This window comes from Vibrio sp. STUT-A11, from assembly GCF_026000435.1.
Classification (GTDB): domain Bacteria; phylum Pseudomonadota; class Gammaproteobacteria; order Enterobacterales; family Vibrionaceae; genus Vibrio.
The window spans coordinates 1,035,732-1,046,706 of the sequence record NZ_AP026763.1; the positions used below are offsets into that span (position 1 = coordinate 1,035,732).

Consider the following 10,975-nt stretch of genomic DNA (forward strand, 5'->3'; position numbering starts at 1 on the left):
AGGCAAGGATTACTTATGGCTAAACGACAATCAAATATCGTGGACTTATGGGGCCGTCCTATTGAGATGGATGTGCTTGATGAGCCACAAACCAAAACCGATGCCAAACTGGCAACGCTGCATCGAGAATTTGCTGACCATCCATCTTCTGGCTTAACACCAGCTAAACTGGCTCGCTTAATGCGCGATGCTGAGCAAGGTGATTTAAAAGCGCAGTGTGAACTTGCCGAAGATATGGAAGAGAAAGACGCTCATATTCAAAGTGAGTTAGGTAAGCGTCGTATGGCCCTGCAGGGCATGGATTGGAATATCAAACCACCGCGTAACGCCACAGCACAAGAAAAAGCCGATGCCGAATTGGTTCAGGAAATATTGGAAGATGCGACCTGGCTGGACGATGCCATTTTTGATTTGAGTGACGCGACCTTAAAAAGCTTTTCCAACATTGAGCTGGATTGGGAATATGAGGGTGGGGTGCACTATATCCAAAACGTGCATCATCGCGATCCTTCCTGGTTCAAAACTCACCCTGACGACCGTAACCAACTGCGTTTACGTGATGGCAGCCATGAAGGGGCTGAGCTGCAGCCGTTCGGTTGGATACGCCATACCGCTAAAGCGAAATCCGGGTATCTCACTCGCCGTGGCTTGGTGCGTGTGTTGGCATGGCCGTTCCTGTTTAAGAACTACAGCGTGCGCGATTTGGCTGAGTTCCTAGAGATTTATGGTTTACCAATCCGTCTGGGTAAATACCCAGAGGGCGCGACAGAACCAGAAAAAGCGACTCTGATGAGGGCGGTGATGAGCATTGGCCATAACGCTGGTGGCATCATTCCTAAAGGGATGGATATTGATTTCCAAAACGCGGCAGAAGGGCAATCTGATCCATTTATGGCAATGATAAGTTGGTGTGAGAAATCGCAATCCAAAGCGATTCTAGGCGGAACGTTGACCTCTCAGGCCGATGGCAAAAGCAGCACCAATGCGCTGGGTAATGTGCATAACGAAGTAAGAGAAGAGATCCGCGATTTTGATTTAACCAGACTCGCGGCCACGCTGACTCGCGATGTGGTGTATCCACTTTATGCGCTAAACGGTAAGAGCTATCAGCACCAGCGCCGCATGCCTCGCTTCGAGTTTGACCTGACCGAAGCGGAAGATTTGAAGCATCTATCTGATTCGTTGCCTGGCTTGGTTGGTCTTGGTATGCGAGTTCCACTGCAGTGGGCACACGATAAAACCCAAATCCCGATGGCTAAAGAGGGTGACGCAGTTCTGAGCCCATCTGCATCAACACCACCAGAGCCAAATGCTCCTGGCAAGGTCGCTAATCAGGCCGCGCTAAAAGCTCAGTCAGATAAAGATGTGGTCGATGACCAGCTCGCCAATCTGCACAGCCAGTCCGCAACGTTATTGGAAGGCATGATTGAGCCGGTGCGTGAGCTAGTCGAAAACGCCACTTCGCTCAAGCAGCTGCGCGACGACATCCTCGGGTTGCAAGGGCAAATCAGTATCGATGAGTTGGGTGAGCTTATGGCACAGGCCATGGCGGCGGCAGAGCTGGCAGGCATTAATGATGTGGAGGATGGGAAGTGATGGACGAGTCTTTGTTAAACGTATTTACGCTTGGCGCTGGGTTTGGTGGCGTTATCGGGCTGGTTATTGGAATGGTTTTTGGTTTGGTTGTTGGCACCTATGAGTGGGTAAGAGAAAAGCATGGTCGGGATAGTTAACTACGGCTCGCTGCCATTCGAAGAGCAGATTGCCTACTTTCGCAATAAGGTCAATGTACCCACTGAGCGTTGGGCAGACATGTGGAAGCAGGCGCACGACCGTAGCTTTATCGTTGCTGGCGCAATGAAAGATGATTTACTGGCAGATTTTCGCTCAGCGGTCGATAAAGCCATTAGTGAAGGCAAAAGTTTAAACTGGTTTAAAAGTGAGTTTAAACACATTGTTGCCAAGCATGGATGGGAGCATAACGGCCATGCGAATTGGCGTAGCCAGGTCATTTATGAAACCAACCTTCGCCAAAGCTACACCGCTGGCCGTGAGCAACAGATCGAGCAAATTAAACACCGCCGTCCATATGGCATCTACAAACATTCCGGCTCTGAGCATCCACGCCACGATCACTTATCCTGGAACAACATGGTGCTGCTACTGGATGACCCATGGTGGAAGACGCACACACCAATCAACGGCTTTGGTTGTAAGTGCAAAAAGCTCACCGCCAGCAAGCGAACCTTGGAGCGCCTTGGCCTTGAAGTAAGCCAGGCACCAAAGATTGAGCATTATGATTGGGTGGATAAAGTTACTGGTGAAGTGCATCAAGTACCGAAAGGTGTAGATCCAGGTTTTGACTACACGCCCAAGTCCAGCGCAGAGTTAACCGAGAAGGCCAAAACGCTCGTTCAGGCCAAGCCGCCTCTGGAAGAGCGATTACCAACGCGAGCGGTCGAAAGTGCTTTTTCTACGGTTAAAGGTGTTAATGCTTCGGAAATCAGCCGCGTTCTGGAGCAAACGGTAAGCCCACAGCTAACAGCTTTTACTGAGTTTCTAAGCAAGTATGAAGTCAAAACTCTGGTACTCAAACAGAGCGAATTATCTGGAAAGGCGAAAGGCCGGGCACTCGTCGAACCGATTGAAGAGTATCTGCAGTCTGGGCAAAGAGCTCCAATCCTGAACTTCTTTCATCGCAATGCCACACGTACCAATGGCTTTACCAGTAAGCACTGGAACCATGTAGTGGTGAAAGCGAAAAGCACGGATACGCTAAAGCGAGTTACAGCAGAGCAACTAAGAGAAGCCATGGAACGCGCCATGGTTCTGAGTGCAACAAGCAAGCAATACAGTTTGTCTACTATAGTGAAAGCGATGTATGGAGACTCGGCAAGAGTGGTGAATACCTGGGCGCATGAGATGGGCCACCAAATCCACTTCAAAGCCGGTTCACCTGCAGCGCCTGTCGCTTACGGCATTACTCAGTATTCCGAGCAGAATGAATTTGAATGGTTTGCGGAGCACTTTGTCGCATGGTTGTTTGCGCCACAAGCGCTGAATGACGGGTATCCTGAAGTATTTAGCTTCATTACAGACACGGTTAACAAGGCGATTTAAAGTTATATTATGAATATCTACGAACAAGCACTCGAACTCACCAGACCGCCAGTGACTCTTGAAAACCTTCAGGAGTACGATGCGCTGCTATCCAAAGCAAAAGGCGAAGAGGCAGATCGCATTGGTGATTTATACACAGTCCTGATTAGCCACGCCGACCCTGAAGTGTATGAGCAGTACGTATTGCTTTCTATGGGTGAAATCTAATGGCTGGTGTGAATTACACCCTCAAGTTTGAAGAGAAGGAAAAGCTGCAGCGTCGCTTTAATCAGCTTTTAAAGCAGGGCACCAGTCTGCAACCGGCCTTTCAAGACATTGGTGAAATGCTGTTGCTCAGCCACGACCAACGTTTTCGCGATCAGGTTAGTCCCGATGGTGAGCTATGGGCACCACTATCGCCAGCCTACCAAGCCAGAAAGCCCAAGCGCCAGAACGATATCTTAACCCTGAACAGTATCTTAAGCGGCAACCTCAGTTACATTGCCACCGGCTCTAACCTGTTCTTTGGTACACCGACCGAATACGGCGCGATTCACCACTTCGGTGGCAGTGAAGATATGCGACCTGCCAATGCTGCCATTCCTGCCCGTCCCTGGTTAGGTGTGGACGATGACGATAAAGCCGAAATCTACGACATCCTGTCTGACTTTTTATTCCAAGAATAAAACGCGCTGTAAGCGATTCTAAGCGCGTTAACGTAATAATTGGTGCAATGCCTCATGTGATGGCGGTTAAATTCAAAATAAACAGTTTTAAACGGGGTTTAAACACACCTCGACTTTATAAGTGAGCATGGATTACCATTTTGGCTTAAACGTCAGACATGGATATAAAATGAAGAACGGTTTCGAGTCACTAAAGAACTTTTTTACGTCACTATCAGAAGAGCAACCTGATGTCAGGTTTTTTGGTTTAAGGCTGGTCAAATTTATCAGCGTCATTTTCGTCGGCGTCTTTCTCTTTACGCTCGTCGTAACGTTGTTTGATACATCGGCGTTGAATTGGAGGCTTGATGTAGAAGGACTCAAGTTTTTCTTCCTGGACGCAATGAAAGTACCTGGAAGTATACTAGCGTTCTACTTGGCTGTTCTGGGGTTAATCGGGGCGAATCACCGTTCTGAACAAACTAAGAAGCAGATTTCTGCGACTGAAGTGCAAAACCGATTTTCAAACTACTTTAAGCATCTAGAAGAGTTCAAAAAGCACGTTGATGGTTTGGAGCATCGAAACCAAATAGATAAGACGAAGATTCGCATGATTCACGACAATCTGTTTTCAAGCGCTTATGAATCTGGTGATTACAAGGTTAAGAGCCAGGTATTAGAAATAACATATTATTACCTAACCAGAGCTGATGACTATATGAAACGCATCACTGTGAAAGATGGAAATACCGAGAACTATTTTGTTAGTCTGCCAGAAGAGCTTCGTAATATGTTTTCAGCTCAAAGAATGTTTGGTATGAAGGATGTCATACGACATGATATTGCAAAGGGTTCATCGTTAAACCAGGACCTAAGAATCGAAATGAACAAAGAGTTTATTCTAGACTTGGTCGAGTTTACGAAAATCTTGCGTTCTATTATCGCCTTTTCAAATAGTGCCGCTTGGGACAGTCGGCTGGAGTCGTTGGCAAAAAGCACCAGACTCAACTACGAAGTAGCAGAACGAAAAATTGCAAGACAGCTTGAGCTGAAGGCTTGCCAAAAAGATATTGCCGACATGTTAAGAGATGCGGGTGTGGAATGAAGAACTATTTTAAATCACTATCAGCAGAGCAACCGGAAGAGCGATTCTTTAGTCTTAAACTCACTAAGCTTGTGCTTTGGTCTTTTGGCTTTGTGTTTGTTATTACCTTCACCATCAGCTTGTTTGATGCAGTTACGTTAGAGTTCAAACCGACTAGTGAAGGAGTTAATTATCTGGTTTTTGAGTTGTTCAAGGCTCCAGTCGCAGTTGCTGGCTTTGCGTTACCAATATTGGGTTTAATTGGTTTGAATCACCGTTCTGAGCAAACCAAGAAACAAATAGCGAGTGCCACTCTACAGCTTGCGATCTCAGAGCGGCAGAATCTATTCAATAACTACTTCAAGCATTTGGAAGAGTTTAAGAAACACATTGAATCTATGGATGAAGAGAGGCTGTTTAGGGTTTCATCTATAACTCATTTACATGATCGTTTATTCGACGGAGTCAAAGCTTTCGGTGATTACGATATACGTAGTCCAGCGTTAGATGAGCTGTTACGTAACCTTAAAGAAACGGTATCTTTCATAGAGCATGCAGATAATCTATCTGAGATTATTAATTTTTCAGAAGAAAATGAGCACCATTTTTCATCAATACCTAGTGTCTTTTGCATAGATAAAATCACGACTAAGTCAATGATTGGGAAAGCCTCATCCAAGATGGTGGAAGAGTACACTCCACTTGTAATTACTTCATCAAACGGTGTAGTCGCTTATTATCGAAATTTGGAGCTAGTCATTAATTATCTTTGTCGCATTTTGGAGTTTAAAGGTGATTCTGATTGGCCCGTTGAATTGCGTTCTACAGTTTTAAAAATTCACCCCAGGTTAAAGCAGTTAGCAATTCAAGAAGAAGCTTTAAGTCAACAGCAACCCTCGTGAATCTCAACTAACCCCGCATGCCCTTCATTATGGAGGGCATGAAAACACATACCTTTACACCTCACCCAATCGCACAAGCGGTACTCTCTGCCAATAAGGGCAATGAGCCGCTAGCGGTACTGACTGCCGATTTATCAACGCATGATGATGGTTGGTATCAGTTGCTGCCTGCTGGCAAGTTCAAAGCGCCTGATGGCCGACCTAGTGATACTGCAGACGGTCACTGGCATTTAGATGCTGATGGTGCACAAGCTTTTATCGCTGCAACCAAAGCACTTCGCGATAAGGTCCTAGTCGATTATGACCACCAAACCCTTTATGTCGAACAGACAGGCAAAAGAGCACCTGCAGCTGCCTGGCTAACTGCCTCTACCGATATCGAGTGGCGTGAAGGTCAAGGTATCTACATCCGTCCTGAATGGACATCCAAAGCCCAGTCGATGATTGACGAGAAAGAGTATGCGTTTCTCTCGGCAGTTTTCCCTTACGACAAATCGGGCAAACCTCTCTATTTACGCATGGCAGCCATTACCAACGATCCTGGTATTACCAAGATGGAGTCGGTCGCAGCGCTGGCAGCGGATTTCAATGTGCGTCTCTCTAAGAACGGAGTGGACGTAAATCTCTATGGCGAAACGGAGGATGCATTCGTGAACGAAGCACTCAAAAAGCTGTTAGCCCGACTGGGTATCACGGTCGACGGCGAACTCACTGACGAAATGGCAACGGCGGCGTTATCGGCCATCGATGCGCTGCAGACAAAAGCCGATAAGGTCGATGGTCTGGAAACACAAGTGGCAACGCTATCTGCACAAGATGGCAAGGTCGACTTATCCAAGTTCGTACCTATTGATGCTTATAACGGCGTAGTCGGTGAACTGGCTGTTTTAAAAGCGGACTCGGACCAAACCAGCATCACCTCGCTAATCGATACCGCCAAGCAAGATGGCAAAGTGGTTGAAGCAGAAATGGCATACCTCACTCAGTTTGGTGAGCAGCAAGGTGTTGCATCCCTTAAAGCGATGCTCAATGCGCGTCCAGCTATCGCCGCATTAAAAGCCACTCAAACCCAAGGCAAAAAGCCACCTCAAGAACAGGTCAATGAAGATGACCTATCCGAAACCGAACAGGCGGTACTCAAAGCGACAGGCTTAACCAAAGAGCAGTACCTCGCCACCAAGCAAGAGGAAGCATAAATGAGCTCAGTTTTCGCACGTCGATCAGGTTTAAAAGGTGCCTACCCACTAGCGGCAGCTGCAGTGGTGGCAGCATGTTCTCCGGTGTTTCTCACAGCAGGTTTAGCTGTGCCGTTTGCTAGCGCAGGTGGTACGTCCAAGTTTGCTGGTATCGCCACGTTTAACGCCGACAACAGCACAGGTTCTGATGGTGCATTGAAAGTCGAAGTCGAGAAGCAACAAATCGCATTGCTTAACTCAGGTGACATCGATGACAGCCACGTTGGCACCACAGTGTACTTCAGCGCAGAAAACAGCGTGTCCATTGATGATTCTGCTGCATCTCGCCCAACAGCGGGTGTGGTGAGCGAAGTCGATGGCGATTTGGTGTGGGTGCAACCTGCAGTGGTATAGCGCTTAACGCGTGATCCTTTAGTGAATTAGTTCTCAGGAGAGAAAGATGAAAACAAGCGGAGCGAATCTCAGCGTTCTCTATACGGCGGTTAAATCCAACTTCCAGATGGGGCGACAAGGTTACACACAATTGTGGCCGAAAATTGCGACCTTAGTACCTTCAACAACTTCAGTCGAAACTTATGCCTGGCTAGGTGAGTTCTCTCGCCTGCGTGAATGGATTGGTGAGCGTCAAATCAATCGCATGAAGTCGCATGGCTACACGCTACCAAACAAAAAGTTTGAAGCGACGGAAGGTATCCCACGTGACTACGTCGAAGACGATACCTATGGCGTATTGATGCCGAAGTTCCAGGACATGGGTTATGCAGCGGCGACACACCCAGATGAAATGCTGTTTGCATTGTTGTTGGCTGGTTTTGACAACCTATGTTACGACGGTCAGAACTTCTTTGATACTGACCACCCAGTCGGTGATGAAGGCCAAGAGCAATCCGTTTCTAACATGCAGGCAGGTGCCGGAGAGGCGTGGTTCCTACTCGATACCTCGCGACCTCTGAAACCTCTGATTTATCAGCGCCGCAAAGACTACAACCTGAATAACAAGACCGATGCTTCCAACAGTGATCACGTCTACATGCTGGATGAGTTCCTGTACGGCGTGGATGCTCGCGGTAACTGGGGCTTTGGTTTCTGGCAGCAGGCATTTGCCTCTAAAGCGGATTTAACCGACGCGAACTTCGATACCGCAATGGAAACCATGATGGGCTTTAAATCCGATAAAGGTCGTCCACTGGGCATCATGCCGAACCTGTTGATTGTTGGTCCATCGAATCGCAGCGCGGCGAAGAAAGTCGTTGAAGCGGAAAACAAAGCACAAGGTGAAAGCAACACCAACTTCAAAGCGGTGGAAGTGCTTGTAGTGCCTTGGTTGCCGTAAGTCAGATTTAAGCTGGCTTAGTCACCTTAGCCAGCTTTCCTTTTGTCATTGAATTATGGAGAGCTTATGTCATGGCTGAAAAAACTCTTATCGCCTCTTTGGTTAGTGTCATTTGTCACGCGCATACAGGATATCGCCGCGCAGGGATGGCATTTTCTAAAGGGGAAAATACGCTCAAACCTGGTTCCATTACGCACACTCAGTTGGCTCAGCTTAAAGCCGACCAGCGTCTCAAAGTCTCAGTTATTGAAAGTGAAATGCTGGAAGAAAGCAACAAAGCAGGTTCGGGTAATAATGACTCGGGGCCCGTGGATGGGGGCGTGCTACCTGGTAGCTTAGTCGAAGCGATCCAGCGACTCGACCCAAGCAACACCGAGCACTTCACCACAAGCGGTAAACCGACCACGGAAGCGCTGAGTGAACTGATGCAAACCAAAGTGTCTGCAGCAGAACGCGACGAAGCCTGGGAAACCTTCCAGGCAAGTGAAGCAAACCTTGATGGTAAGTCTGACGACGAAGAGAAAGGTGAGTAACCGATGAAGTACTGTACTCGCGACGACATGAACACTCGCTTTAGTCTCGAAGAGTTGATTGAACTAACGGACAAGGACGGTAGCACAGGTGCCATTGTCGATGCCGTTCTTGATCAGGCTATTGCCGACGCGAGTGCCACTATTGATGGTTACATTGGAGGCCGCTATCAACTGCCATTGTCTAGCGTGCCTTCCATCTTACTGCGCATGGCTTGCGATTTGGCTCGCTACTTCCTGTATGACGACCAACTGGGCGATGAGCACCAAGTCACCAAGCGCTATCGCGATGCGATTGAATACCTGAAACAAGTGGGTAACGGCAAGGTGCAACTGGGGATTAATTCCGATAGTGAACGCCCAGCCCCAACCAGTACCGCGCAGATGGTTTCATCAGGCAGTGTCTTCGCTCGCCAAAACAGTAAGGGCTTTATCTGATGGACAGCGATTTAATTCAACTCACCATTGAGCGACTTAAAGACCAAAGTAACGGTAAGCCGCCTTGGATCGATGTGAAAGAAATTGATTCGCTCACTCAGCTGCATGAGAAGAAGTCTGCGCTGCTAAGAACGCCAGCCTTGTTTGTGTTTTTGGTCAGTGACAGCCCTAAGCCGGATGTACGTGGCAGTGGGTCATATCTTCAAGAATGCATAGCCACGGTCGGCGTGGTTATCGTCACCAAAAGCACCAACAGCAAACCGATTGACTGGCAGCCGCTGCGCAAAGAACTTCGCCAGCGTCTGTTTGGTTGGACACCGGATGATGAATATGAGCCTTTCTGGTTAGGACCAGGGCGACTCATGGGCATCTCGAATGGTCGAGCAGATTGGTTCGACCAATTTATTACTGAATACACAGAGGATCAGAATCGTTATGGCTCGTAAAGAACGAAAGAAAATTCTCGCCTTTGCTGTGGAATCCACCTATGGCGTTGATGCCATTGCAGCTGGTTCTCCTCAATACTTGCTTGGGCGCGAGTTCTCCATTACTCCGATGGCTGGTGAATCGCAGTCACTGGAATATGACAACGGCCAGCTCGGTAACTCACAACAGATTGTGACCGAGCTGTATGTCACGCTGGAATTCACTGTCGACTTATCGGCGAGCAGTGCTGTCGCTACCGCTGCGCCTTATGCGGATTTACTGTCAGCCTGTTTACGTAAGACCGAGACCGATGTTGCGGAATGTCGTTATGTTATCGATGAAGACTCGACAGAATCTCTTACCTTGTATTTCTACCAGTCAGGTGCTCTGCATAAAGTCACGGGTGCTCGTGGCTCGTTGTCTATCACGGCCCAGGCGAAAAACTTCGGTGGTATCAAGTTTACCTTCAGCGGTCTGTTTAGCCCGGTTGAGAGTGCCGTGTTACCAGCCGCGAACTTCGATGTGTGGCAGACCCCACTCAAGATTGGTGTACAAAACTCTTCGTTCGCCATTGATGGTACGCCACTCAAGATGATTAGCCTCGAATATGACCAGGCTAACTCGGTGGTGTATCAGGAGTACGTTGGGCATGAAGAAATCATCATTACGGATTACGCACCAACGGGAACCATCGTCATTGAAGCGCCAGACCAAACAACCTGGGATGCGTTCGCCAAAGCGGAGGCCGGTGCAACGCACAGCATTACCTTTGCCAATGGTCCAGTAGGTAATCAGGTCGAGTGGTCCAGTTCCAAAGTGCAGTTAGGCCGTCCAACGTATGGCGAGCAAGATGGCACTCAAACCCTATCGATCCCACTTATTCCAATTGGCAATGTGGACTTAATCACCACGCGTTAAACACCGTTTAAACGCATTTAACTGACTGTTTAAAGGAGCACTCCATGTTTAAAGTTCAAAAGGAACGCCTTGTTAAAAACTGGCCTGCCACGGTATCTGTTGCCGTCGATGATGGCAAAGTTGAGACCCACAACATTACTCTCGATTTACTCCTGCTCGATGTCGACCAAAGTGACAAAGTCATACGCTATTTCAAAGATAACGTTAAGCAGGTTGTCAAAGGCTGGTCTGGTATTGGTGACGCAGACGGCGAGGTGATGACGTTCAGCGACGAGAATCTCGATATCTTGCTGGGCAATCCTGCTTTTATCAAAGCGGTTGTCGATGCGTACTTGCAGGCTAACTCAGGGCAGGCTGCAGAAAAAAACTCATAGAGGCGGTGCG

The 10,975-nt window shown here is 48.0% G+C and carries 15 protein-coding genes; all 15 read left to right on the forward strand.

Annotated elements, in window-relative coordinates:
- The first annotated feature begins 15 nt into the window (after positions 1 to 15).
- Positions 16 to 1,596 carry a DUF935 domain-containing protein gene (locus tag OO774_RS04930; RefSeq protein ID WP_264905201.1) on the forward strand — a complete coding sequence of 527 codons (1,581 nt, stop codon included), beginning with the start codon at positions 16 to 18 and terminating at the stop codon, positions 1,594 to 1,596.
- Positions 1,596 to 1,733 (forward strand): hypothetical protein, encoded by a 138-nt coding sequence (locus OO774_RS04935; RefSeq protein ID WP_180803836.1) that lies wholly within the window; start codon positions 1,596 to 1,598, stop codon positions 1,731 to 1,733. Before OO774_RS04930 ends, OO774_RS04935 begins: the two co-directional genes overlap by 1 nt.
- The gene (locus OO774_RS04940; RefSeq protein WP_264905204.1) at positions 1,717 to 3,120 is read left to right on the forward strand and encodes a phage minor head protein; all 1,404 of its coding nucleotides are present in this window, start codon (positions 1,717 to 1,719) and stop codon (positions 3,118 to 3,120) included. Before OO774_RS04935 ends, OO774_RS04940 begins: the two co-directional genes overlap by 17 nt.
- A gap of 9 nt (positions 3,121 to 3,129) precedes the next feature.
- Positions 3,130 to 3,327 carry a hypothetical protein gene (locus OO774_RS04945; protein ID WP_258618549.1) on the forward strand — a complete coding sequence of 66 codons (198 nt, stop codon included), beginning with the start codon at positions 3,130 to 3,132 and terminating at the stop codon, positions 3,325 to 3,327.
- Positions 3,327 to 3,785 (forward strand): phage virion morphogenesis protein, encoded by a 459-nt coding sequence (locus OO774_RS04950; protein WP_264905207.1) that lies wholly within the window; start codon positions 3,327 to 3,329, stop codon positions 3,783 to 3,785. Before OO774_RS04945 ends, OO774_RS04950 begins: the two co-directional genes overlap by 1 nt.
- A gap of 169 nt (positions 3,786 to 3,954) precedes the next feature.
- The gene (locus OO774_RS04955; protein WP_264905209.1) at positions 3,955 to 4,869 is read left to right on the forward strand and encodes a hypothetical protein; all 915 of its coding nucleotides are present in this window, start codon (positions 3,955 to 3,957) and stop codon (positions 4,867 to 4,869) included.
- Positions 4,866 to 5,750, forward strand: coding sequence for a hypothetical protein (locus tag OO774_RS04960; RefSeq protein WP_264905211.1), 885 nt, complete (start codon positions 4,866 to 4,868; stop codon positions 5,748 to 5,750). The genes OO774_RS04955 and OO774_RS04960 overlap by 4 nt, the downstream gene beginning before the upstream one ends.
- A 38-nt stretch (positions 5,751 to 5,788) precedes the next feature.
- Complete coding sequence (locus OO774_RS04965; protein WP_264905212.1) at positions 5,789 to 6,946, forward strand: phage protease; 1,158 nt, start codon at positions 5,789 to 5,791, stop codon at positions 6,944 to 6,946.
- Positions 6,947 to 7,339, forward strand: a complete 393-nt coding sequence (locus OO774_RS04970) for a hypothetical protein (RefSeq protein ID WP_264905214.1) — start codon at positions 6,947 to 6,949, stop codon at positions 7,337 to 7,339.
- Positions 7,340 to 7,385: 46 nt separating this feature from the next.
- Complete coding sequence (locus OO774_RS04975; RefSeq protein ID WP_140249224.1) at positions 7,386 to 8,279, forward strand: Mu-like prophage major head subunit gpT family protein; 894 nt, start codon at positions 7,386 to 7,388, stop codon at positions 8,277 to 8,279.
- A 71-nt stretch (positions 8,280 to 8,350) separates the two neighbouring features.
- On the forward strand, positions 8,351 to 8,812 hold the full coding sequence (locus OO774_RS04980) for an HI1506-related protein (RefSeq protein WP_264905216.1): 462 nt from the start codon (positions 8,351 to 8,353) through the stop codon (positions 8,810 to 8,812).
- Between the two features lie 3 nt (positions 8,813 to 8,815).
- Complete coding sequence (locus OO774_RS04985) at positions 8,816 to 9,247, forward strand: DUF1320 domain-containing protein (RefSeq protein WP_264905217.1); 432 nt, start codon at positions 8,816 to 8,818, stop codon at positions 9,245 to 9,247.
- Positions 9,247 to 9,693, forward strand: coding sequence for a hypothetical protein (locus OO774_RS04990; RefSeq protein WP_264905219.1), 447 nt, complete (start codon positions 9,247 to 9,249; stop codon positions 9,691 to 9,693). The genes OO774_RS04985 and OO774_RS04990 overlap by 1 nt, the downstream gene beginning before the upstream one ends.
- Positions 9,683 to 10,591: a hypothetical protein gene (locus OO774_RS04995; RefSeq protein ID WP_264905221.1), complete on the forward strand. Its 909-nt coding sequence runs from the start codon at positions 9,683 to 9,685 to the stop codon at positions 10,589 to 10,591. The genes OO774_RS04990 and OO774_RS04995 overlap by 11 nt, the downstream gene beginning before the upstream one ends.
- Positions 10,592 to 10,635: 44 nt before the next feature.
- Positions 10,636 to 10,965: a phage tail assembly chaperone gene (locus tag OO774_RS05000; RefSeq protein ID WP_264905223.1), complete on the forward strand. Its 330-nt coding sequence runs from the start codon at positions 10,636 to 10,638 to the stop codon at positions 10,963 to 10,965.
- The last annotated feature ends 10 nt before the right edge of the window (positions 10,966 to 10,975 follow it).